Below are 24434 nucleotides of genomic sequence, written 5' to 3'. Positions count from 1 at the left end.
ACCTTCCCCATGCAGTCGCTCTTCCGCTTCGCGCGATCCCTGCGCGGTCGGGCCGAATGGCACAGCTCGCGCTGGCGCGGCTTCAACGCCGCGACAACGTATATCGCGCGCTCCGTGCTGCACTGGCGCGAGCATGCGGCGTGGCTGGCCTTCCTGGAGTCGCCGGCCATGGCTGGCCTGGCGATGATCGACCGCACGCTGACGGAGCGCTACCAGCACCGTTACATGAACCGCCACTGGTCGATGATGCAGCGGCTGGGAGCAACGCGAGCGCACTACGCCTTTGCCGTCCGCCGCTTTCCTTCCGAGCTGTTCGACAGTCTGTACTGGCAGCGCGAAGTGCCAGTGGGTCGTGTGATCTTGCGCGATGGAAGCGGCCTGTCCCTGCTGCTGAAGGCCCCTGCCCTGCGGGGTCGCGAAGGCGAGCTGAGCATTTCGCTCACGGACGATCACGGCTTGCAGATCTCTTACGCGACGATCTCCTTCGTTGACGACGGTCGCACCGTGATCATCGGTTGCCTGCAGGGTGCGGCGAACAACGCCGGACGCGATGCGATTCGCGAACTCACCCGACAGTCGCATGGCCTGCGCCCGAAGAACCTTCTGCTTTCGATGATCCGCTCGCTGGCCGAATCCCTGGGTGCGCAACGCATCCTCGGCATCGGCAACGAGGCGCATCCGTTCGCGAGCAGGAAGAAGATCAAGGCCGACTACGACGCGTTCTGGTTGGAGAACGACGGCGTGGCCGATGCGCAGGGCTTTTACACGATGCCGGTGCGCGAGCCCGAACGCTGCGCCTCCACCGTGGAGAGTAAGCGACGCAGCGAGTTCCGCCGTCGCGAGACGCTGCGCCGGGAAGCCTGCGCCTTACTCGTCTCGGCCTTCGTCGCGCAGCGAGGCGCCGAGGCGCAGGCGGCCTGAGACACGAAGCTCGTAGAGCTTGGCGTATTTGAGGAAGGCGTAGAACGCATGCACGCGGGCGGCGACGAAGCCGGCCCATCCGCCCCGCCAGTGACCGCGCCACAAGTAGTAACGCAGGAACGCCACGGTCGGGTAGACCACCATGCGCAAACGCAGATGTCGCGGCGTGCGCGTGCGGCGGTCATGCACCTGCAACGACGAATAACGATTGGCCTTGTCCACGCGACCTTCGATGTCGCGCTCGCCATAGTGGTCGATCACCGCGTCGAGACGACGCACCGGCCCGTCGACGACGATGCTCTCATGCACTTCGTGACCGCTCATGCGCGCGCGGGTGCGATCGAACAGGCGGACGTAGTGATTCAGCCTGGCGCGATCGGACTGCCAGCGCCAGAACACCCATTCGCGACGGAGCAATTCGAAACCGGCGACGTCGGGCGATTCCAGGGCGCGGCATACGCGTTCCGCCGCGGCCGCCGGCAGCGCTTCATCGGAGTCCAGCAGGAGTACCCAGCGATGGAGTGCAAGATCGATCGCGGCCTGCTTCTGTGCGCTGTATCCGGCGAACGGCTTCACGTCGACGCGTGCACCCGCATGCGCGGCGATGTCGCGTGTCGTATCCGTGGACCCGGAATCCAGGACCAGGATGTCGTCGGCGAAGTGCACGGAAGCCAGGCAGGCCTCGATCGTGTCGGCGTTGTTGAACGTGGTAACGACAACCGAGAGCGGTTCACGCGCCATCACGCGGCTCCAGATCCGGCAGATCGGCGAACAGCGCGGCACACCAGACCGATACGAGCCAGGCGGCGAGCAATCCCCACCATGCCGAATAGAAGGCCATGTGCGTATTCAGCGGAAAGAGGATGACGACCAGGGCGAGCGTAGCGGGAAACGCGCGATAACGCGCCGCGGTCCCTGCGCGCCACCACGTGCGCACGGCGAAGATCACCGCCGCCAGCCAGGCGAGCACGCCGATGACACCGGTCTCGGTCGCCACCTCGAGCACGACCTGATGGGCATGACAGGCACCCTCGCCCTCCGCGCACTTCTCGATCGTCAGGAAGTGATCGCCCAGGTTTGCCACGGCGGGATACGCGTAGCGAAATCCGCGCACACCGACGCCGTTCACCGGATGCGCGGCAAACATGCGCAGCGAGGTGGTCCAGATATCCAGGCGCCCGGTCAGCGCGGCGTCGACGCCTTCGCTCGTGCCCGACAGGGCCGGCATGGTGTGCGCGACGCGGTCACGGAAGCGCGGCGACACCTGCCAAGCGAGCAGCGCAACCAGGGCGAGCGATGCGCCTGCCGCGACGCACGCTACGGCGAACCGCCGCGGCGTCTTCGCCTCGTTCCAGAGAAAACCCAGGGCGACGAGCCCGTAGCAAAGCCACGAGGCACGCGACCCGGAAAGTAGGACCGGACCGAGCGCCAGCAGGAAGGCGATCGCCAGGCCGCGACGCCCCCAGCGCTCGCGGGCACCCCAGAGCAGGAAGGGCGCAAGCGCGGAAAGCGCCGGGCCGAGTTTCAGGTTGTCGGCACCGAAGATGCCCGAGAGGCGCTCGGCATTCGAAGCACCGGCAAGACCGTAACCCGTGATGGCCTGGATCCAGGCATCGGCGACCCAGATCGCGACCACGACGGCGGTGGCCAGATAGAGGGCCCGCACCTTACCCGGTCGGCGCATCGCGAAGCAGGTGTACACACCCAGGGGGGCGAAGCGCAGGATGCCTGCCACCGTGAGCCAGGTCTTGCCCGGCGCGGCGGCATCGATCGCCGAGACCAGCGCCGCGCCTGCGTAGGCGGCGAATAGCCACAGGAATAGCTTCGCACCCGGGTGATGGCGAATGGCCTGTGGCTCACGAACCAGCAGCAGGATGCTGCCGACCAGGCAAAGGAACACGCCCAGCTCGGCACTGCGACCGAAGGGCAGCAAGGCCGGCACGAGCCAGATCGGCAGCAGGGGCGATGCAAGGCCGGCTTTGAGCGAACGGGCGAAGGTCCCGCTCACGCGGCTGGCACGCCCTGGAGCACGTCGGCGTAAAGCGCCAGCGTGGCTTCCTGCATGTCGACCAGGCGATAACTGCGCGGCGGCGGAATGGGCGGGGCGAAACGGAGCAACTCGGCCGCCCGCTCGACCAGCTTCTCGCGGTCGCCCAGCGGGACGCGACCAGCCGGGTAGAGCTCGGCCAGCAGCTCACCCACGCCGCCGTGGGCATAACCGATGACTGGCCGGCAAAGGGCCAGCGCCTCGACCACCGTCCGGCCGAACGATTCAGGCCGCACGGACAGCTGAAGGATGAGCGCCGACATGGCGAACACGTCGCGCACGTCGGCGCGAGCCGGCGAGATCACCACCTTGTCGTCCAGGCCGCGGGCACGGATGAGCTCACGCAGCTCGGCCACGTAGGCCTCGCGCCCGGGTTCGTCCGCACCGAGCAGAAGCAAGCGCGCGTCGATGGCGCGGTGCTTCAGGTCGGCCAGGAGCTCGATGGCGTCCGCATGACCTTTCAGGCGCGTACCGCGTCCAGGCAGGGTCAGTAGCGGCGCACCGGCCAACTGGGGATATTCCTCGAAGAAACCGCGCTGCCAGGTCTCGTCGGGCCGGTAGCCATACGGAAAAGCCTCGGTGTCGATGCCGCGCGGAATGACGGCGATGCGCGCCGTGTCGATATCGTCCGGGTAATGGCGGAGCACATAGTCGCGCAAGGTCTGCGACACGACGATCACGCGCTCGCCGCGGAGCAGGATGGCGCTGTAACGTCCCGGCGAATTCAGGCCATGCACCGTGGTGACGAAATGCGGGCGGGGCTTCACGCCACGCATGGCCCACCAGCCTATCCATGCCGGCAGTCGCGAACGGGCATGGACGATTTCGGGCTTCACCTCGCGCAGGATGCGGCGAAGCTTGCCCACGGTGAACAGCGTGCCGAGCGACTTGTGGCCGATCGGCAGGGTGATGTGCTCGCTACCCTCGGCCTCGAGCTGCGCGACGAGACGGCCGCCGGCGGAGACCACGACCGAGCGGTGCCCGGCAGCGACCAGCGCCCTGGCGATTTCCAGGGTCGAACGCTCGGCCCCACCGGAATGGAGGGTGGGGATGAGCTGTACGACGGTCATCGTCCGATCTGGGAAGACGGTGGCCATGGGCGTTCCGAGAGGAAGGAGTGTCACGGGCAATGCAGGAAACATGCCCGCGCGGGGCCGTTCAGTCTTTCAACACGTAATTGGCGCCGCAATAGGGGCACTTGGAGGTGCCGCCATCGTCGACGATGGGCAGGTAGACCTTCGGATGCGAGTTCCACAGGTACATGCCGGGCATCGGGCAGGACAGCGGGAGGTCCGCCTTGGTGACTTCGTAACGGTTCTCGGCGTTGGCCGGGATCAGCTTGGCGGCCGCGGGATTGGCATGCATGGGGAAACTCCGGACTAGGCCGTGGAACTGGGGTCTGCGATGGTAGCAAAAAACGCAATTCCCTCTTGGTGGAATCGGCGCCGGCACGGGTAGCCACCCTCGCTGGGGGCTTGAGGCAAAGAGCCTTCGGTGCCCACCCTCGCTGGGGGGCTTGAGGCAAAGAGCCTTCGGTGCCCACCCTCGCTGGGGGGCTTGAGGCAAAGAGCCTTCGGTGTCCACCCTCGCTGCTCAGACAGGTCCTCCGCGTTCCGTAGCGGAAAGGCCGCTAACGCGGCCCGTGTGCCTATTTGGCCTGCGGCCGCTGCACTTGTGCGGAACTCGCCTCGAGGGTGGACACCGAAGACTCTTCCCATCCTTGAGGTTTGTGCGGGTCGAGCCGACGAAGCAACGCCGCTTTGGCTGCTCGCTCGTCGCCATCGCCAAACGGTCGACCCGGCGCGTCGGTCGCGATCATTCGCGCAAGGGCAGCGCCGCGGCGAGGAAGGCGTCACCGAGCCGGACTACGTACCCAGTACGACTGCCGTAACGGCCCGCTTCGGCGACCGCAACCGTCCTGCCGGCTCGCCGTCGAGCTAACCGTATCGTCGTGAGAGACCTTGGTGTCCGCCCTCGAGGCGAGTTCCGCACAAGTGGAGCGGCCGTAGGCCAGATAGGTACACGGGCCGCGTCAGCGGCCTTTCCTTTTCGAACGCGGAGGACCTGTCTGAGCAGCGAGGGTGGGCACCAAGGTCTCCTGCGCGCAACGCCCAAGTGTACGTAGCGACGGCGACGGCGAAGCCGAGCCAGCGCACAGGGCACCACACGCACCCCGCGGTAATGCGCGACGAACCAACAAAAAAAACCCGCGCCGCTGCCGGCGCGGGTTCGAGGCCGTGAGGCCGTGGTACCTGCTTACTTCTTGTCGGCAGCCGAGGCGTCGTGCGCTTCGGTGGTGATGCGGATCTTGATCTCGTCGGAGACGTTCGGCACGTAAGCGCCGACGCCGAAATCCGAGCGCTTGATCGTGGCCGTGGCGTCGAAGCCGGCGGTCTGGACCTTCATCATCGGGTGCGGGCCGACCTTGTTGACGGTGACGTCGAGGGTGACCGGCTTGGTGACGCCGTGCACGGTGAGGTCGCCGACGACCTTGAGCTTGTCCTTACCGGCCGAGGTGACCTTGGTGCTCTTGAAGGTGACGGTCGGGAACTTGGCGGCGTCGAGGAAATCGGCCGACTTCAGGTGCTCGTCGAGCTTCGGCACGAAGGTGTCGAGGCCGGCGAGCGGCAGGGTCGCTTCGACGGTGGACTTGGTCGGGGCGGCTTCGTCGTAGACGAGGGTGCCGTCGACCTGGCCGAGGTTGGCGGTCGGGTTGGAGAAACCGAAGTGGTTCCAGCTGAACAGGACCATGGTGTGGCCCGGGTCCAGCTTGTAGGTGACCGGAGCGGCGGCAGCGGTGCCGGCGGTGGCGAGCAGGCCCGCGAGGGCGACGTAACGGAGAGCGCGCATGGTGAATCTCCTGCAGTGGGTTGGGTACTGCTGATGGCAGCGGGACCGGGTGGTCACCGCGGGAATGGGTCAGGCTATTTGTGCCGCTTCGTCGAAGGAAAGACGCGGCAGTCGACCGAAAAGATTGGTGTCCGGATCGCCGTAGCCGATGTTGATCAGGAAGTTGGACTTGATCTGGGTACCGGCGAAGAACTCGGCGTCCACGCCGGCCTGGTCGAAACCGGACATCGGGCCGCAGTCGAGGCCAAGCGCGCGGGCCGCCATGATCAGGTAGGCGCCCTGCAGCGAGCCGTTGCGCGTACCGGACGCCTGGACCAGCGCTTCGTTGCCGACGAACCAGCTACGCGCATCGGCGTGCGGGAACAGCTGCGGCAGCTTTTCATAGAAGGCGTAATCGGTGGCGACGATGGCGGTGACCGGCGCCTGCATCGTCTTCTCGGCGTTGCTCTCGGAGAGATACGGCTTGAGGCGCTGCTTGGCGTCCGGCGACTTCACGAAGACGATGCGCATGGGCGAGGAGTTGGCCGCGGTGGGGCCGAACTTGGCGAGCTCGTACAAGCGGCGGATCTGCTCGTCGCTGACGTCCTTCGGCTGCCACGCGTTATAGGTGCGGGCGGTCAGGAAGAGCTGGTCAAGCGAAGCATCGGACAACGGAGCGCTCATGGATATCCTTGTACAGTGATGGATCGCCGGGGCCCCGGCATCCCGACAGTGTAAGCGTCATAAGCCGGTCCGTGACCGGTCGGCCAGGGAACGTACTGTGGCAAATTCGACAACAATGCTGCCCCAGGATGCCTGCTGGGTCGTGACAGACGGGGCGGCCGGCAATCGGAGGCAAGCGCTGGCCCTCGCCGAGGCCCTCACGCCGTCCATTCGCGAGATCGTGGTCGAGCTGCGCGCCCCGTGGTCGTGGTTCGCACCCCGCCAGTTGCCGGGTTCGCGCATGGCACTGGGCCGCGACGATGAGAGCCTGCAGCCACCCTGGCCAAGCCTGGTCATCGGCTGCGGTCGCAGTGCGGCCTGGGCGACGCGACAGATCCGCCAATGGTCGAACGGCAAGACATTGGCGGTGCAGTTGCTCGACCCACGGATCGATCCGGCGCACTGGGACCTGGTGATCGCGCCGAAGCACGATGCCCTCCGCGGTGAGAATGTACTCAATCCACTAGGCTCACTGCATCCCATCGACGACGCCTGGCTCGCCGACGGACGCGATGCGTTCGCGCCGTTCGCGGACCTGCCGTCGCCGCGGCTCGGTGTGTTGATCGGCGGCGCCCGGCGCGGCACGCCATTCGACGACGATGCGGCGGACGCCTTCCTCGCGGCCGTCAAGGCTCGGCATCGGGCGGATGGTGGCTCGGTCCTGGTAGCTGCGTCCCGGCGGACACCGGAGGCGCAGCGGACTCGCATTCGCGATGCGTTGGCGGGCCTGCCAGGTGTCGTGTGGACCGACAGCACGGACGGCGCCAACCCCTACCCCGGCATTCTCGGTTGGGCCGACCGGCTCGTGGTCACGCCGGACTCGGTGAACATGCTGTCCGAGGCCTGCGCGACGGGGCGACCGGTGCATACGTTCGTGTCGAAGCCGCTGCCGGAGAAGCTGGCACGGTTCCATCAGGAGCTACGCTCGGCGGGGCTGCTGCACGACATCGATGCAACCACCGCATCCACACAGACACCACTGCGCGAAACCACGGCGATTGCCAACGAGGTGCGAAGACACCTCGGCCTGGACGAGCCTACGCTCCTGTAGGAGCCGATTCATCGGCGAGCTCTTCCTTCGGGTGGGACTGAGGCCAGCAACCTGGGGGGGGGCGCTGCTGCGCAGCGGGTTTATTTACTATTCGCCGATGACTCGGCTCCTACATGTATTTATTGCCGATAAATCGGCTCTTTATGCATCGACGTAGCGGGCGGCGTCGCCGACCCAGCGGGCGATGAGGCGCTCGCAGCGACCCGGATGATTTTTCATCATCGCTTCGGCCACCCGCTGCACTTCCGGCATCAGGTGCCCGTCGCGCGTGAGGTCGGCGATGCGGAACTGCAGCTGGCCGGTCTGGCGCGTGCCGAGCACTTCACCCGGGCCACGTAGTTCCAGATCCTTCTCCGCGATGCGGAACCCGTCATTGGTCTCACGCATTACCTGCAGGCGCTCGCGAGCCAGCCGCGACAAAGGCATCTGGTAGAGCAACACGCAATTGGAAGCGATGGCACCGCGGCCCACGCGACCGCGCAACTGGTGCAACTGCGCCAGGCCGAGGCGCTCGCTGTTCTCGATCACCATGAGGCTGGCGTTGGGCACGTCCACGCCCACCTCGATCACCGTGGTCGCGACGAGCACGGCGATATCGCCGGCCTTGAACGCATCCATCACCGCCTGCTTTTCCTTCGGCTTCATGCGGCCGTGGATCAGGCCGACGGCGAGGTCGGGCAAGGCGATCGTCAGCTCGGCATGCGCGACTTCCGCCGCCTGCGCGTTGAGCTGCTCGGACTCTTCGATCAACGTGCAGACCCAGTACACCTGCCGCCCTTCGGTGCAGGCCGCATGGATGCGCTCCATGACGTCGTAGCGGCGCTCGTTGGAGATGGCGACGGTCTGCACGGGCGTGCGGCCGGGCGGCAGCTCATCGATCGACGACACGTCGAGATCCGCGTACGCGCTCATCGCCAGCGTGCGCGGAATCGGCGTCGCGGTGAGCACCAGCTGGTGCGGAATGAGATCACCCTCGGCGCCCTTGTCGCGCAGCGCCAGGCGCTGGTGCACGCCGAAGCGGTGCTGCTCGTCGACGATGACCAGGCCCAGCTTCGCGAAGCTGACGCCTTCCTGCATGAGCGCATGCGTTCCCACCAGCACGTGCGCACCGCCCGCCGCGCGAGCGAGCGCACTCTTGCGCGCCTTGCCCTGCACCTTACCGGCGAGCCACTCCACTTCCAGGCCGAGCGGCTCCAGCCAGGCGCGGAAGTTGCGCAGGTGCTGTTCGGCGAGCAGTTCGGTCGGCGCCATCAGGGCGACCTGATATCCGCTCTCGATCGCGGCCAGCGCGGCGAGCGCGGCAACCACGGTCTTGCCGCTACCCACGTCGCCCTGGACCAGACGCAACATCGGGTGCGCGCGTGCGAGATCGCGGGCGACTTCCTTCGAGACGCGCGCCTGCGCTTTCGTGAGCGCAAACGGCAGTGCCGCCAACAGCCGGTCGCGCAAGGTACCGGCGCTCTTCAGCGCGGGCGACTTGCGCTTCTTCACCGCGGCACGCATGCGCCGCAAGGTGAGATGCTGGGTGAGCAGTTCTTCGAATGCGAGGCGCTGCTGTGCCGGGTGCGTGCCTTCGCCCAGCTGCCGCAGGTCGACGTCGGGCGGCGGACGGTGCACATGAAGCAAGGCGTTGCGCAGCGAGGTCAGGCCCATGGGCCGGCCGATCTCGTCAGGGATCAGTTCCAGCCGGTCGTCGGTGGGCAGATGCGCAAGGGCGCGCGAGATCACGCTGGCGAGGCGACGCGGGCCAAGCCCTTCGGTGGTCGGATAGACCGGCGTCAGGCGCTCGTCGACAAGCACCGCTTCGTCCGGTTCGATGCGCTGGTATTGCGGATGGACGATCTCCAGGCCTTGCGGCCCCTGTCGCACTTCGCCAAAGCAAAGCAGGCGTGTGCCCTTGGCGAGCAGGTCCACCTGTGCTTTGCGGAAGTGGAAGAAGCGCAGCAGCAAGGGCCGGCCGGAATCGTCGCCGATGATCACCTTCAGCTGGGGACGAAAGCGGAAGCCGCGCTCCACGTGCTCGACGATCCCTTCCACCTGCGCGCGGTCGCCCGGACGCAGGTCGCCGATGGGTACGACCGTGGTCCGGTCTTCGTAGCGCAGAGGAAGGTGGAACCAGAGGTCCTGCACCTCGCGCAGGCCGAGCTTGCCCAGCGTGTCGGCGAGCGCGGGCCCGACACCGCCGAGTGTCGTCAGCGGTGCGCGTCCGGGATCCGCCGGCGGGGCTACCGGCGTGGTCGCTGCGCTTCGGGCCACGGAGCGTGCCGTGAATTACGGCAGGACGAGGATCGCGTCGACTTCGACCTGGGCGCCCTTGGGCAGGCCCGAGACTTCGATGGTCGAGCGTGCCGGATACGGCTGCTGGAAGTACTCGGCCATCACCGCGTTCACAGCAGCGAAGTTGCCCAGGTCCGTTACGTAGATACCCACGCGGACGATATCCGCCAGCTTGCCGCCCGCGGCTTCGGCCACGGCGACGAGGTTGTCGAACACGCGGCGCGTCTGCAGGGTGATATCGCCCTCGACAAGATTGCCGGTGGCGGGATCGAGCGGGATCTGGCCCGAGAAATACACCGTGTTACCGGCGCGAACCGCCTGGGAATATGGGCCGATGGCCGACGGTGCCTTCTCGGTGGCGATGGTGCTGCGGGTCATGGGGCGTCCTCGGGGATTGATCCCCTGAGTCTACAACGGGTGGCGGTAGACGCCGCTGACCACGCCGGTGCGCCGGACACGACGCATCACGTCGGCCAGGTGCTTGCGATCCTTCACCTCGATGGCGAAGAGCAGCGTCGCGGCCGTGCTGTCGCGCTCGATGTACTCGACGTTCTCGATGTTCGAGCCGGCATCGGCGATGGCCGCCGCCACGGTGGCGAGTACACCCGGACGATTGAGGACTTCGATGCGGAGCTCGGCGCGGTAGTCGCCCTGGACGTCGCGATCCCACTCGATGGCGACGATGCGCTCGGGTGTCTTGCGGAACTCGACCACGTTCGGGCATTCGACACGATGGACGACGATGCCCTTGCCCGACGACAGGAAGCCGACGATCTCGTCGCCCGGCAGCGGATGACAGCAGTTGCCGAAGCTGAGCACGCCGCGCTCCGCACCACTGATGCGGATCTTCTCGGCGTTGTGCTCCGGCGGCGCTTGCGGATGACTCCCCTCGCGCGGCCCGAGCAAGGCGACGAGTTGCGTGGCGACCTGGTCGGCGAAACGGTTGCCGAGGGCGATCTCCGAGAGGAGCTCCTCGAGGCGCTTGAGCTTGGCGTCGTCGAGGAAACGATCCAGCGCGGCGGCCGGCACCGAGTCGAGGCTCAGGCCGCGCGCGTCGAGGGCGCGATCGAGCATGCGGTGACCGAAATCCACCGCGTCCTCGTGCTGCAGATGCTTGAGGTACTGGCGGATCGCCGTGCGCGCCTTGCCGGTGACGACCGCTTCCAGCCAGGCCGGGTTCGGCACGGCGGACGGCGCGGTGATGATCTCCACCTGCTGGCCGGAAATCAGGCGCGTACGCAGCGGTACCAGCTTCTTGTCCACACGTGCGGCTACCGCATGGTCGCCCACGTCGGTATGCACGGCATACGCAAAGTCCAACGCCGTGGCATTGCGCGGCAGCGAGAAGATCTCGCCGCGCGGCGTAAACAGGTAGACCTCGTCCGGGAACAGGTCGATCTTGACGTTTTCGAGGAACTCGGCCGCGGACGGCGTATTGGCCTGGCTGTCGGCCAACGCGGAAAGCCATTCGCGGGCGCGTGCCTGTGCACTGTTCGCGGGGCCCGAGTCCGACTTGTATGCCCAGTGCGCCGCGACGCCGCGCTCGGCCACGGATTCCATTTCCGACGTACGGATCTGGATCTCGATCGGCGCGCCGAAGGGGCCGAGCAGCACGGTGTGCAGCGACTGGTAGCCATTGCCCTTGGGAATGGCGATGAAATCCTTGAAGCGGGCATCCACCGGCTTGTACAGGCCGTGCACGGCACCGAGCGCCATGTAGCAGTGCATCGCCGAATCGGTGATGACGCGGAAGCCGTAGACATCCATCAGCTGCGCGAACGACTTGTGCTCGCCGCGCATCTTCGAATAGATGCTCCAGGCCGACTTGATCCGGCTCACCGCGCGCCCGGGAATCTTCTCGGCGGCAAGGCGCCCTTCCAGCGCCATCTCGATCTTGGCCATCGCCTCGCGGCGATTGCCCAGCGCGGCGCGGATGCGCTCGCCGATGATGCGATGGCGATCCGGATACAGCGCCTTGAAGCCGAGGTCCTGCAACTCGGCCTTGAACTTGTTCATGCCCAGGCGCTGGGCGATCGGCGCGTAGATCTCGAGCGTTTCACGGGCGATGCGGCGACGCGACTCGCCGTCTTTCGCACCGAGCGTACGCATGTTGTGCAGGCGGTCGGACAACTTGATCAGGATGACGCGCAGGTCGCGCGCCATCGCCAGCAGCATCTTCCGGAAGCTCTCGGCATCCGCTTCCTGGCGGCTGGAAAAACGCATCTTGTCCAGCTTGGTGACGCCGTCGACCAGCTCGGCGACGGTCTCGCCGAACTCGCCGGCGAGTTCGTCACGCGCCAGCTTGGTGTCTTCGAGGGTGTCGTGCAGGATTGCCGCGATGATCGTTTCGGCATCCAGGCCGAGCTCGGCCAGTACCTGCGCCACGGCCACGGGATGCGTGATGTAGGGCTCACCCGATTTGCGCGTCTGTCCGTCGTGGGCGGCGGCGCCGATCAGGAAGGCGCGACGAATGCGCAGCACCTGTTCCCGGGGCAGATAGGCGCCCACACGATCTTCCAGCGCCTGCACATAGGGAGGCACCGAGCCATCATCGACCACATCGGTCAGTTTTTTCGCAGGGACGACTTCCATGGGAGGGTCTCGCGCCTTAGCCGGCGCAGCCTCCCGCGCGCGGCCTCAACAGCCGCGCGTCAACCTGCGCAGTGTTACGTTTATGACAGGGCCGACAGCGACCCGGTGTCATCAGTCATCCCCACCCTTCGAGAGGTCGTCGTCCACTTCCGTGGCGGCCCACTCGAGGGCTTCACGCTCGGCACGCTCGCGGGCGGCACGGTCGATTTCGTCGATCATCTCGTCGTTGACGCGACGGTCGGCGATCTCGCGCAGGGCCAGCACGGTCGGCTTGTCGTTGGCGGGATCGATGGTCGGCTCGGCGCCCTTGGAGAGCTGACGGGCACGCTTGGTCGCCATGAGCACCAGCTCAAAGCGGTTGTCGACTACCTCTAGGCAGTCTTCGACGGTAATACGGGCCATTTCAAATCCTTGACAATTAAGACACTTCTGGTCGTGCAGTTTAGCGGTCCGGCCGGTTGGCTGGCAATCAGGGGAGGGGTATCATGCGCGGTTCTGGCCAGGACGGACGGGTATTAGTGCAAATAATAAAACCAAGCGGTACACTAAAGTATCGCCCCACCCGCAAAGTCGCCCCGATGCACCCCAACCTGATTTCCCGGATCGCCAGGCCTGCGCTGGCCGCGTTCGCCACCGCCCTGCTTGCCGCGTGCCATATCGCACCGCCGCGCACGGACGACCCGAACGAACATTTCAACCGGAACATGTACGCTTTCAACGACAAGCTCGACAAGGCGGTCATCCGCCCCGTCGCTGTCGGCTACCGGAAAGTGACCACCCCGGCGGTGCGCACGGCGGTGAGCGACTTCTATACCAATATCCGACTGCCGATCACGGTGGCCAACGACCTGCTCCAGGCCCGTCCGAAGCAGGCCCTGCAGTCGACCAGCCGCTTCGTCGTGAACCTGACGATCGGTTTCCTCGGCTTCAAGGATCCGGCCAGCCTCCTCGGCATTCCGCTGGAAGACAACGACTTCGGTGTGACCCTGGCTCGCTGGGGCGTCCCCGAGGGTGACTACCTCGTGCTGCCGCTGGTCGGTCCGACCACGGTCCGCGATGTCTGGCGCCTGCCGGTCGACAGCTACTTCTTCGATCCGCTCAGCTACTACTCGCGCAACCACAGCTACAAGTATGGCCAGGAGTACATCCCGTCGGCCCTCTACCTGGTGACCCTGCGCTCGCGCGGCATCGACGCGGAGAGCTTCCTCGCCTCGGCCTACGATCCGTACGTGTTCATGCGTGACGCCTACCGCCAGCAGCGCCTGTACCAGATCTACGACGGCAACCCGCCGGCCGAGGTCATCGAGCAGATGCAGGGCCTGAACGATAACCAGGGCTTCGATCCCGACAAGTTGCTCGACGAGCAGCACACCTGGGAACGCCAGAACGGCGAAAAGCCCGAGTAAGAAAAAAGCCCCGCTACCAGCGGGGCTTTTTTCTTACTGTGGGAGCCGCTTCAGCGGCGATGGGTGCTTGCCTTGACCTGGCCCGCTACCGCGGGATCGCCGATAAATCGGCTCCCACATCGCCGCTGAAGCGGCTCCCACATTACTTACAGCAGGTTTTCTACACCGGAAACGCGAGCAAGGGCCTGAAGGCCTTCGGGCGTGTGCGTGACGGCAAGCGTCTTGCCCCGGGTGCGGGCGTGGGCCAGCAACGCCAGCAGCGTGGCGAGGCCGGCGCTATCCGCATGGGTCACGCCGCCCAGATCGAGCGTGGTCTGGCCACTGCGATCCAGTTCAGCACGGGCAGATTCCAGAGCTTGCGCCGCCGTGGCGAACGTCAGGTCACCGGACAGCGCGAGGCTGCCCGGCACCGTGGTCGTCAGCGAGAACGACGACGAACTCACTTCTGCGCGCCGCCCTTGGCACCACCGGTATCCTTCTGGATATCGTCGATAGCCGCGCCGCCCTTCGATTCGAGATCGGCGGTCAGCTTGTCGAGGCCTTCCTTCTTGATCTCGGCGTCGACCTGGTTGCGGTAGTTGGTGATGTACGAGATGCCCTCGATGATCACGTCATATGCCTTCCAGTCGCCGCTGGAGCTCTTGCGGAACGCATAGTCGACCGAGACCGACTTGCCGTCGTCGAGCATGACCTGCGTACGCACCACGGTGCGCTTGTTGTTGAGGTCGTCGGTGAACGGCAGGACCTTCACGCGGCCGCGGGTGTAGTTGAGCAGGCCCTCGGCATACCGGTGCGTGATCGAGTTGTAGAACGCCTTGGCGAAGCGCTGACGCTGCTCCGGCGAGGCCTTGCTGGCGTTCTGGCCGAGCACCAGGATCGACGCGTAGTCGATATCGAAGTGCGGCAGGAAGGTGTCGTCGATCACCGCGATCAGCTTTTCGTGATCGTTCTTGAGCTCGGCCTGGTGGCCTTCGATGGCCTTGGCCAGGTCATCCGAAATCGTCTGCACGATCTGCTGGGGGGTGGCACCCTGGGCGACGGCCGCCGGCGCGGGCGCCTGGGCGAACGCGGGAGCGGCGATGACGCCACCGACGGCGAGGGCGATGGCAAGGGAAAGCTGACGCAACATGCGATGTCTCCTGGGTTCCGGCCTTATTTCTTGCCGGAGTTATCGGGTGTGGTGCCGCCCTGGGCGCCACCGGATTTGTTGTCGCTCGGCGAACCGTTCACGAGGAACTTGCCGATCAGGTCTTCAAGCTGAAGTGCGGACTGCGTAAGGATCAGCTGGTCGCCTTCCGCGAGGAAGGTCGGCGAGCCGCCCGGCTGGATCGCAACATACTGGCTGCCGATCAAACCGCTTGTGAACACCGCACCGGCCGAATCATCCGGTATCTGGGAGTAGCGCTTGTCGATCGCAAGGGTCACGGTGGCTTCGCTGCTGCCCGGCTTGATCGTGACCGAATCGACGCTGCCGATCGGCACACCGGCCATCTTCACCGCCGCGCCCGGCTGCAGGGCGCCGACGTTGGTGAAGTTACCGGTGACATGGAAGGTACCGCCCAGGCGATCCGGGGCGCTGCCGCCACCGAAGAACTTGCCGATCATCTCCTCCAGCTGCTGGGCCGGACGGGTCAGGCCGATCTCGCCGCCCTCCTTCACCGGGGTCTTCGACTGGCCGAACTGGATGCCGACGTACTGGTCGCCGAGCAGGCCGCTGGTGAAGATCGTGGCCACGGAATCCTGGGGGATGTCCTTGTGCCGGTCGTCGATCGACAGGGTGACCTTGGCCTCTTCCTTGCCGGGAACGAGCTCGATCGCCTGCACCGAACCGACACGCACGCCGGCGATCTTCACCGGGGCGCGGTTCTTCAGCTGGCCGATATTGGCGAAGTGGGTCTCCACCGTGTAGCTGGAGCCCTGGCTGGCATTGGCGACCGAGGTGGTCTGGGTGGCCAGGTAAGCGAGGGCGGCAAAGCCCAGCACGATGAACAGGCCGGTGCCGAAGGCATAGGAACGTCTCTGGGTCACGGCGCGATCCTCGAACGGGTAAAGAAGGAAGGGACAGTCATGGCGGGTCTCCGGTGCCTCAGATCAGGAACGAGGTGAGGACGAAGTCCAGCGCCAGGATGGCGATGGACGAAGCGACCACCGTGCGGGTCGTCGCATAGGCGACGCCTTCGCTGGTGGGCGGCGTGGTGTAGCCCTGGAACACCGCGATCAGGGAGACCACGATGCCGAAGGCGATGGATTTGAGCAGCACGCCGTCGATGATGTCTTTATGGACATCCACGGTGGCGGTCATGTTCGACCAGAAGGTGCCGTTGTCGATGCCGAGCCAGGTCACCCCGACCAGGTGGCCGCCGAACACGCCCATGGCACAGAACACCACCGCGAGCAGGGGCAAGGCGATCACGCCGGCCAGGAAGCGAGGCGCGATGACGTAGGCGATCGGATCGACCGCCATCATTTCCATGGCGTCGAGCTGGTCGGTCGCGCGCATCAGGCCGATCTCGGCCGTGACCGAGGTACCGGCGCGGCCGGCGAACAGCAGCGCGGTCACCACCGGCCCGAGTTCGCGGTAGATCGCGATCGCGACCACCGTACCGGTGGCCGAGGTGCCGCCGAAGATCGAAAGTACGTCGTACAGCTGCAGCCCGAGCACCATGCCGACGAACAGGCCGCAGGTCATCACGATGGTCAGGCTCATCGCGCCGACGAACCAGATCTGCCGGATCGTCTCGCGACCGTGGCGGAAGCTGCGCGGGATCGCCGCGAGAATCGTCAGCAGGAAGATGCCGCAGGCACCGATCTGGCTGAGGCTGCGAACGACGACATTGTCATTGCTTGCCGTCGTCATGCCTTGCCTCCTGGAAAACCGAGCGCCGTGGCGTAATCGCCGGCGGGATACTGGAACGGGACCGGGCCGTCGATCTGGCCACCGAAGAACTGCGCGGTCCACGGCGAGCCATCGCTGGCCAGCGTGGCCGGCGCACCCTGGGCCACGACCTTGCCGTTGGCGATGAGGTACACGTGATCGGCCACTTTCTGCACCGCGGCCAGCTCGTGCGCCACCAGCACCGAGGTGATGCCGAGGGTGTGGTTGAGCGTGCGGATGAGCAGCAGCACCTGGTTGAGCGAGATCGGATCCAGGCCGACGAAGGGCTCGTCGTAAAGGATCAATGCGGGATCGAAAACGATCGCACGGGCCAGGGCCACGCGCCGGGCCATGCCGCCGGACAGCTCGGTCGGCGACAGCCGCGCGGCGCCACGCAGGCCGACCGCCTCGAGCTTGTTGAGCACGATGTTACGGATCAGCTCTTCCGGCAGCTCGGTGTGCTGACGCAGCGGGAAGGCCACGTTCTCGAAGACGTCGAAGTCGGTGAGCAGGGCCGAGTTCTGGAAAAGGTAGCCGATCCGCTCGCGCAGCCCGAACAGCTTCTCGCGGCTGAGCGAGGGCACGTTCTCGCCGTCCACCTCGATCGTGCCCGCATCCCCGCGCATCTGCCCGGTGATGTGCTTGAGCAAGGTGGTCTTGCCCGTGCCGCTGGGACCCATGATCGCGGTGACTTTGCCGCGTGGGATATCCAGGTCGAGCTTGTCGAAGATGGTCTTGCCGTTGAGGACCGTAGTCAGTCCGCGTACGCGGACGATGGCGTCGTCGGTCATGGTGCGAGAAGCTCCTCGATCAGCGCCTCGTGGCGGCGAGCCGACGCAGGCGTGCGCTGGCGGACGGCGCGAACGATCGCCTGGAGGTCCGCCAGGGCGTCCTCGAAGCGGTCGTTGACGATGATGTAGTCGAACTCATGCGCGTGGGCGATTTCCTCGCGCGAATTGAACAGGCGGCGCTCGATCACCTCGGGCGCGTCCGAGCCGCGGCCGCGCAGGCGGCGCTCCAGCTCCACGCGCGAGGGCGGCAGGATGAAGACACTCACGCAATCGGGCTTGCCCTTGCGGACCTGGCGCGCGCCCTGCCAGTCGATCTCGAGGAGCACGTCGGCACCCTCGCAGAGCTTGCTTTCGACCACGGTACGCGAGGTGCCATAGAGGTTGCCGTGGACCTCGGCATGCTCGAGGAAGATGCCGTCGGCGATCTCGGCCTCGAAATCGACGCGCTCCACGAAGAAGTAGTGGCGTCCGTACTGCTCGCCCACGCGCGGTGGTCGCGTCGTATGCGAAATGGACAGCGAGATGTCCGGCTCACGCTCGAGCAAGGCATTGACCAGCGTGGATTTTCCGGCTCCCGAAGGCGCGGCGACCACGAACAGCGTGCCGTCGATCATTCGTGGATGTCTCGTAGGGAGTGCATGACCTCTCCGGGAACCGGGCAAAACGAGATTGTAGCGAAATTCTGCCCTCTCCCGGCTTTCGCCGGGGCTTCAGCCGCGGTGGGTAGCTGGGCCATCGCGTTCGGAGGTGACGCTATGTGACAGGTCGTGTCCGGAAGTGTCGCTACACGTCGTCACAGATGAAATCTGTGCACAAGTTCGCAGTTCTGATATGCGCCGTCTTATTTTCTTCACATTTATCCGAATTCGCGTCTCACGGTCGTTGGCACAGCATTTGCTCTATCGCTTCCTCGTACAGGGGGACCCGCCTCATTGGCATCCAACCGTCTAAATCCAACGTGGCTCAAGGGGAGCCGCGACGGCCTGTCGCACCCAAAATTCAGGAAATCGCCGTTTTGAATAGAGTTTTTCGGATCGTCTGGAATCGCGCACTTAACCAGTTCGTGGTCGCCTCTGAACTCTGCCGTTCGCGCGCCAAGGGCGCACGCTCCATCGGCGGCGCCTCCATGATCGCGACCACCAAGGGCCGCCTGGCGGCCGGCGTGATGCTCGCCCTGGCCGGGACCACCGGCGCCTTCGCGCACACGACGTCCATCGGTTACACGAATTCGGGCAACAACTCGCTGTCGTTCTACTACGGCACCTACCATCTGTCCGACGAAGCGACGTACACGGAAGGCTCGCTGCACCTCACCTCGACGGCCGGCTTCAACCAGACCGTCTCGTTCAACATCCTGACCGGGACCAAGCCCGCAGGGCTGGTCGACGGCGACACGAACTTCTTCTCGGACGGCACCAAGCTCATCGGTACGCCGAACCAGGTGATCGCGAACTGGCAGGGCGTGACCTTCAATAACCTGGTGCACGGTACCTACACCTTCACCTATATCCCCATCGCCAACCCGACCCAGGTCTGGGCACCGATCGACAACGTGATCCTCTCCAGCACGATCACGATCATCAATGCCGACCTCAGCACGGCACCGCACGTGGTGGCCGGCCAGGTCGTCGACCAGACCTATGCGATCGACCCGCTGATCATGGACGGCGGCATGGTGAAGAACACCGCCGACGGCACCATGAGCCAGATGGTCAGCATCACGAACAACAACGGCACGTTCGACACCAACGGCCACGACCTCACGCTGACCGGCGAGATGGACGGGCGCGGCGCCCTCATCAAGCAGGGCGAAGGCACGCTCAACCTGCGCGGCGACAACACCTCGGTCGGTGAAATCGATCTCAACGGCGGCGCCATCAACGTCCTTTCGGACGCTGCGCTGGGCGATACCAGCAACGATCTCAAGTTCAACGGCGGCGCACTACAGTGGGGCGCCGGTTTCGATCTCAACAGCGGTCGCAACGTGACGCTCGGCGCGGGCGGCGGCACGCTCGACCTGCAGACGTACAACAGCAACGTCGGCAATGTCATCTCGGGCACCGGCTCGCTGACCAAGACCGGTACCGGCACACTCACGCTGTCTGGTGCGAACACCTACACCGGTGACACGCATGTCGCCGGGGGCGACCTGATCATCGCCAGCAACGGGAAGCTCGGTACCGGCGTGCTGAACGTCGACACCGGCTCGGCCGTCACGATGAACAACGCCACGCAGACCGTGGCGGGCCTCGCTGGCGCAGGCAATGTCGATCTCGAAGGCACGACGCTGACCCTCAACGGCAACGGCGCTTCGACCACGTACGGCGGCGTGCTTTCCGGTACCGGCGGTCTGATCAAGAACGGCAGCAGCACGCAGGTCCTGACGGGCAGCAACACCTACAGCGGCGGCACGACCGTCAACGACGGCACGCTTGCCTTCTCCAGCGATGCCAACCTCGGCAACGCGGCGGGCAGCCTGACCCTCAACGGCGGCACGCTCGAAGCGAGCGGTACCGGTAGCACGGCACGCGACATCCACGTGGCTGGCGGCGCCATCGCCGTGGACGCCGGTCAGCAGCTGACCTCGACCGGAAGCGTCAGTGGTACCGGTGGACTGATCAAGAACGGTGACGGCACCCTGGTCGTCAACGGCGTCGCCTCGCAGGCTGGCGGCGTGACCGCGAACGGCGGCACGCTCGCCCTGGGTGGCACCAATACCTACACCGGTGACACGACCATCAACACCGGCGCGACCGTCGTGGTCTCGCGCGACAACAACCTCGGCGCCTCCGCGAACCAGGTCGATCTCGACGGCGGCGCGCTCGTCGCGACCGGAAGCTTCACGACGGCGCGCGACGTGACTGTCGGTAGCGCCGGCAGCAGCCTCGGTGCCAGCACGGGCAACACCCTCACCTCGACGGGCGTTGTATCGGGCAGCGGCACGCTGAATACGCAGGGCGCCGGCACGATCGTCCTTGCCGGTACGAATACCTACACCGGCGGCACCGCGATCAATGATGGCGTCCTGCAGATTTCTTCCGACGCCAACCTCGGCGCGGCGAGCGGTGCCATCGGCTTGTTCGGCGGCACCCTGCACTCCACCGCCGACATCACCAGCACGCGCGCCGTCACCACGGGCGGCGTGGGCGGCGTCGATGTCGACGCAGGAACCACCTTCAGCACCTCGGGCGCCGTCAACGGTGCCGGTGGCCTGATCAAGAATGGCGAAGGCACGCTGGCGATGTCCGGCACGCTCAGCCAGATCGGCGGCGTAACGGTCAACGACGGCACGCTGGCTCTGTCGGGCAACAACAGCTACCACGGCGCCAATACGCTCAACGGCGGCACGCTTCAGATCGCCAATGACACCAATCTCGGCGATGCCGGCAACCACGTCGTCTTCGAGGGCGGTCAGCTGCACGTGACCGGCGATACCACGACGGCACGCACGGTCGACACGAACGCCGGCTCTAACGCCGACCTCGTCGTCGACAGCGGGAAGACGTTCGCGGTCAACGGCACGGTGCAGGGCAATGGCGGTCTCGTGGCGTCGGGCAACGGCACGCTCGTCCTCGGTGGCAACAACACCTATACCGGCGGCACGCTGGTCAATGGCGGCATGGTGCAGATCGGTAACGATGCGGCGCTCGGTGCCGCATCCGGCGCCATCACTCTCGCCGGCGGCACGCTGCACACGACGGGCGATGTCGCGTCGGCGCGCAACGTCACGTTGAGCGGCGGCGACTTCGCCATCGATCAGGGCACCACGTTCGCCACGACCGGCAACGTCGGCGGCAATGGCGGCCTGGTCAAGAACGGCAGCGGCACGCTCGAGATCGACGGCACGGCATCGCACACGGGCGGCACCACGATCAACGACGGCACGCTGGTGCTGGCGGGCAACAACGGCTACACCGGCGGCACGACGCTCAATGGCGGCACGCTGCAGGTCGCCAGCGACGCCAACCTCGGCAATACATCCGACGCCCTGGTCTTCAACGGCGGCACGCTCCACGCCACCGGCGATGTGAGCGGCACGCGCGCCCTCACGCTGAACGCCGATGCGGTCATCGCGACGGATGCCGGTGCGAGCTTCGCGACGTCGGGCACGGTGTCCGGCCATGGCGGCGTCAGCAAGAACGGTGACGGCACCCTGATCCTCAGCGGCGACAACACGTACACGGGTGCGACCACGATCGACGCCGGCACGCTGCAGATCGCGTCCGACACCAATCTCGGCGCGTCGACGTCCGCACTGACCTTCAACGGTGGCTCGTTGCACACCACCGGCAGTATCGTCACCCAGCGCACGCTCAACCTCGCCGGCAATGCCACGCTCGTCAACGACGCCGGCACCTCGTTTACCGCCGCCGGCACGATCGTCGGCAACGGCGGCCTGGTCAAGGACGGCGCAGGCACGCTCTCGATCACTGGCGTCGCATCGCACACCGGTGGCACGACCGTAAACGAAGGCACGCTGGTGCTCTCGGGCAACAACACCTACACCGGTGGCACCGTGATCAACGGCGGCACGCTGAGCATCGCCAGCGACGCCAACCTCGGCGATGCCGCCAATGCCGTCACGCTCAACGGCGGCAACCTGACGGTGACCTCGAGCATCACGACCGCGCGCAACATCGTCGTCGACAACGGTGGCGGCTCGATCACCACGGACGCCGGCGCCACGCTCAGCCAGACGGGAAGCATCTCCGGCAATGGCACGCTGACCAAGCTCGGTGGCGGCACGCTGATCGTCAGCGGCAACAACAGCTTCACCGGTGGCACGCTGGTCAACGGCGGCACCATCCGCATCGACAGCGGTTCGTCGCTGGGTACCGGCGATATCATCCTGCAAGGTGGCACGCTGCAGACCTATGCGACCCTCGGCACGGGCCAGACGGTGCTGGTCAGCGGCAACTCGGGCGTGAATGTCTCTGCCGGCACCACCACCGTGCTGTCGGGCGACATCAACACCAGTGGCGCCTCGGGCTGCTTCATCAAGAGCGGCGCCGGTGCACTGAGCCTCACCGGCAAGGCGTCGCTCGACCAGGGCACCTGCGTGCAGAACGGTATTCTTCGCGCCAACGGCACGCTCAACAGCAGCTTCGTGAATGTCGACGCGATCGGCACGCTGCGCGGCGTCGGCGTCATCAACGGTCCGGTCAACGTGACGGGCCGCCTGGCACCGGGTAACTCACCGGGCACGCTCACCGTCAACGGCACGGTGACGATGAATGCAGGCAGCACCTTCGAAGCCGACATCGATGGCAAGGGTACCGGCACGGGTGCAGGCAACTACTCCCGACTGCTCGTGATCGGCGCCGGTCATCAGTTCATCGCCAACGGCACGCTGGCACCGCTGCTTCGCGGCATCACCGGTGACGCGAGCAATACGTTCATGCCGACGCTGGGCGATACCTACCGTATCGTCACCGCCGAAGGTGGCATCGTCGGCCGCTTCAGCAGCCTCGACCAGCCGAGCGTCGGCCTGCCGGCCAACACGCGCTTCCTGGCCTTCTACAACCTTGCCAACAGCAACAGCATCGACCTGCGCGTCGTGCCGAAGGCCTATAGCGAGTTCCTCGGCACGGGTGCCACGCGCAATACGCTGGCCCTGGCCGGTGCACTGGACCGCGCGGTGGATGCGCAGATCGCCGGCAACGGCGCGGCCTATACCGCTGTCGTCAATGCCATCGGTGCGCTCGATACCGGTCGCATCGCGGACACCGTCAAGGCGATGGCCGGCGAAGTGCACGCCGATCAGGCCGCCGCGGCACGCGGCATGGGTCTGGCGCTCAACCGCGATGCCTTCGACCACCTGGGCACCGACACCACCAATCCGGCCAACAAGGTCTGGGCGAACGTGACGCAGGACGGCCAGCGTTTTGTCGCCGATAACCAGGGCTCCGGCTACAACGCCAGCACCAGTCATGTCACGGCGGGTGTCGACGTCTTCGCGAACGACGCCACGGTGATCGGCGTGGGCGCGTCGCATGGCGAAAGCAACATCATCGCCACCGGTGGCCAGGGCACGATCCGCGGCAACGCGGGCCTGATCTACGCCCAGCAGAAGGCCGGCGCCATCATTGTCGACGGTGTCGTGTCCTACGGCTCGGACGATTGGTCGAGCCGTCGCATGGATCCGTTCGGCAACGGCTCGCTCGAGACGCGTACGGACGGTCATGACACGATGGCCAGCCTCACGGCGCGCCTTCCGCTGGATGCCGGTGGCCTGCGCGTCGAGCCGTATGCCGGTGTGATCTGGCAGAAGGTGGAACGCGATGCGGTGAACGAAACGGGCACGTCGCCAGCGGCGCTGTCGCTCGACAAGCTGTCCGTGACCGGCACCCGTGCCCTGGTCGGCGTGACCGCCGGCTCGAAGGCGAACGATCCGCTCGCCTCCGAGCTGACCTGGCGCGTCGGCGTCGCCGGTGGTGTGGATTCCGGCAAGCTGCTCGATCCGACGGTGCGCGCCCAGCTCGCCGGCGAACAGTTCGAGACCAAGGCACCGGACGCCGGTCGCGGTTTCGTGCAGTTCAATGCGAACGGCACCATGCGTCTTGCCCACAACACGTACCTCTACGGCGGCCTCACCGCCGAACAGGGTTCGGGTCGGACGGCCTACGGTGTGACTGCCGGTGTGCGCGTCGCCTTCTGAGGCAACGCATCCGGTTAGCAAGGGAAAAGCCCGCTTCGGCGGGCTTTTCTTTTGGCTCTTCGTCGCTTTCCGGCGGACTCATTGCGTGGAGGGGTGAGGCGCAGAGCCTTCGGTGCCCACCCTCGCTTGGGGGGCTTGAGGCAAAGAGCCTTCGGTGCCCACCCTCGCTGCTCAGACAGGTCCTCCGCGTTCCGTACCGGAAAGGCCGCTAACGCGGCCCGTGTACCTATTTGGCCTGCGGCCGCTCCACTTGTGCGGAACTCG

The 24434-nt window shown here is 66.0% G+C and carries 20 protein-coding genes; 4 read left to right on the top strand and 16 right to left on the bottom strand.

The window, feature by feature from the left end; all coding sequences use genetic code 11:
• Positions 1–9: 9 nt before the first annotated feature.
• The gene (locus tag BJI69_RS09990; protein WP_046979309.1) at positions 10–921 is read left to right on the top strand and encodes a VirK/YbjX family protein; all 912 of its coding nucleotides are present in this window, start codon (positions 10–12) and stop codon (positions 919–921) included.
• Here the strand turns inward: BJI69_RS09990 and BJI69_RS09985 are convergent.
• The 6 genes from BJI69_RS09985 to BJI69_RS09960 form a co-directional block, all read right to left on the bottom strand.
• The gene (locus BJI69_RS09985; RefSeq protein ID WP_071924919.1) at positions 868–1662 is read right to left on the bottom strand and encodes a glycosyltransferase family 2 protein; all 795 of its coding nucleotides are present in this window, start codon (positions 1660–1662) and stop codon (positions 868–870) included. The two genes, BJI69_RS09990 and BJI69_RS09985, sit on opposite strands and share 54 nt — an antisense overlap.
• Complete coding sequence (locus BJI69_RS09980; protein ID WP_046979307.1) at positions 1652–2929, bottom strand: O-antigen ligase family protein; 1278 nt, start codon at positions 2927–2929, stop codon at positions 1652–1654. The genes BJI69_RS09985 and BJI69_RS09980 overlap by 11 nt, the downstream gene beginning before the upstream one ends.
• Entirely contained in the window at positions 2926–4038 is a 1113-nt protein-coding gene (locus BJI69_RS09975; RefSeq protein ID WP_244890717.1) for a glycosyltransferase, read from the bottom strand. The genes BJI69_RS09980 and BJI69_RS09975 overlap by 4 nt, the downstream gene beginning before the upstream one ends.
• A gap of 88 nt (positions 4039–4126) precedes the next feature.
• Positions 4127–4333, bottom strand: coding sequence for a zinc-finger domain-containing protein (locus tag BJI69_RS09970; protein WP_046979305.1), 207 nt, complete (start codon positions 4331–4333; stop codon positions 4127–4129).
• Positions 4334–5224: 891 nt separating this feature from the next.
• On the bottom strand, positions 5225–5818 hold the full coding sequence (locus BJI69_RS09965; protein ID WP_046968042.1) for a YceI family protein: 594 nt from the start codon (positions 5816–5818) through the stop codon (positions 5225–5227).
• 69 nt (positions 5819–5887) lie between these two features.
• Positions 5888–6481, bottom strand: coding sequence for a malonic semialdehyde reductase (locus tag BJI69_RS09960; protein ID WP_046968043.1), 594 nt, complete (start codon positions 6479–6481; stop codon positions 5888–5890).
• A gap of 115 nt (positions 6482–6596) precedes the next feature.
• Between BJI69_RS09960 and BJI69_RS09955 the strand changes: the two genes are divergently transcribed.
• Positions 6597–7571: a mitochondrial fission ELM1 family protein gene (locus BJI69_RS09955; protein ID WP_046968044.1), complete on the top strand. Its 975-nt coding sequence runs from the start codon at positions 6597–6599 to the stop codon at positions 7569–7571.
• A gap of 141 nt (positions 7572–7712) precedes the next feature.
• Here the strand turns inward: BJI69_RS09955 and recG are convergent, their stop codons facing one another.
• The 4 genes from recG to rpoZ form a co-directional block, all read right to left on the bottom strand.
• A complete protein-coding gene (gene recG / locus BJI69_RS09950; RefSeq protein WP_046968045.1) occupies positions 7713–9827 on the bottom strand; it encodes an ATP-dependent DNA helicase RecG in 2115 nt (704 codons plus the stop codon).
• Between the two features lie 15 nt (positions 9828–9842).
• Positions 9843–10226 (bottom strand): RidA family protein, encoded by a 384-nt coding sequence (locus BJI69_RS09945; protein WP_046968046.1) that lies wholly within the window; start codon positions 10224–10226, stop codon positions 9843–9845.
• Between the two features lie 30 nt (positions 10227–10256).
• Positions 10257–12440: a RelA/SpoT family protein gene (locus BJI69_RS09940; protein ID WP_046968047.1), complete on the bottom strand. Its 2184-nt coding sequence runs from the start codon at positions 12438–12440 to the stop codon at positions 10257–10259.
• Positions 12441–12551: 111 nt separating this feature from the next.
• Positions 12552–12842 carry a DNA-directed RNA polymerase subunit omega gene (rpoZ, locus tag BJI69_RS09935; RefSeq protein WP_046968048.1) on the bottom strand — a complete coding sequence of 97 codons (291 nt, stop codon included), beginning with the start codon at positions 12840–12842 and terminating at the stop codon, positions 12552–12554.
• A 176-nt stretch (positions 12843–13018) separates the two neighbouring features.
• Between rpoZ and BJI69_RS09930 the strand changes: the two genes are divergently transcribed.
• Positions 13019–13846 carry an MlaA family lipoprotein gene (locus BJI69_RS09930; RefSeq protein ID WP_046968049.1) on the top strand — a complete coding sequence of 276 codons (828 nt, stop codon included), beginning with the start codon at positions 13019–13021 and terminating at the stop codon, positions 13844–13846.
• Between the two features lie 146 nt (positions 13847–13992).
• Here the strand turns inward: BJI69_RS09930 and BJI69_RS09925 are convergent, their stop codons facing one another.
• Genes BJI69_RS09925 through gmk form a run of 6 tightly spaced genes read right to left on the bottom strand, consistent with a single transcriptional unit; the run spans position 13993 to position 18126 of the window.
• Positions 13993–14289, bottom strand: coding sequence for an STAS domain-containing protein (locus BJI69_RS09925; protein ID WP_046968050.1), 297 nt, complete (start codon positions 14287–14289; stop codon positions 13993–13995).
• Positions 14286–14975: an MlaC/ttg2D family ABC transporter substrate-binding protein gene (locus BJI69_RS09920; RefSeq protein WP_046968051.1), complete on the bottom strand. Its 690-nt coding sequence runs from the start codon at positions 14973–14975 to the stop codon at positions 14286–14288. Before BJI69_RS09920 ends, BJI69_RS09925 begins: the two co-directional genes overlap by 4 nt.
• A 23-nt stretch (positions 14976–14998) precedes the next feature.
• Positions 14999–15874: an outer membrane lipid asymmetry maintenance protein MlaD gene (gene mlaD / locus BJI69_RS09915; protein ID WP_046968052.1), complete on the bottom strand. Its 876-nt coding sequence runs from the start codon at positions 15872–15874 to the stop codon at positions 14999–15001.
• A 58-nt stretch (positions 15875–15932) separates the two neighbouring features.
• Positions 15933–16703: a lipid asymmetry maintenance ABC transporter permease subunit MlaE gene (mlaE, locus tag BJI69_RS09910; protein WP_046968053.1), complete on the bottom strand. Its 771-nt coding sequence runs from the start codon at positions 16701–16703 to the stop codon at positions 15933–15935.
• Positions 16700–17512 carry an ABC transporter ATP-binding protein gene (locus BJI69_RS09905; protein ID WP_046968054.1) on the bottom strand — a complete coding sequence of 271 codons (813 nt, stop codon included), beginning with the start codon at positions 17510–17512 and terminating at the stop codon, positions 16700–16702. The genes mlaE and BJI69_RS09905 overlap by 4 nt, the downstream gene beginning before the upstream one ends.
• Complete coding sequence (gene gmk, locus BJI69_RS09900; protein WP_046968055.1) at positions 17509–18126, bottom strand: guanylate kinase; 618 nt, start codon at positions 18124–18126, stop codon at positions 17509–17511. Before gmk ends, BJI69_RS09905 begins: the two co-directional genes overlap by 4 nt.
• Before the next feature lie 401 nt (positions 18127–18527).
• Between gmk and BJI69_RS09895 the strand changes: the two genes are divergently transcribed.
• Positions 18528–24170, top strand: coding sequence for an autotransporter-associated beta strand repeat-containing protein (locus tag BJI69_RS09895; protein ID WP_046968056.1), 5643 nt, complete (start codon positions 18528–18530; stop codon positions 24168–24170).
• Positions 24171–24434: the final 264 nt, after the last annotated feature.

The organism is Luteibacter rhizovicinus DSM 16549 (genome assembly GCF_001887595.1).
GTDB classification, from domain to species: Bacteria; Pseudomonadota; Gammaproteobacteria; order Xanthomonadales; family Rhodanobacteraceae; genus Luteibacter; species Luteibacter rhizovicinus.
Note: the sequence above shows the minus strand (reverse complement) of the source record. Positions and strands in the feature narration are given on the sequence as shown.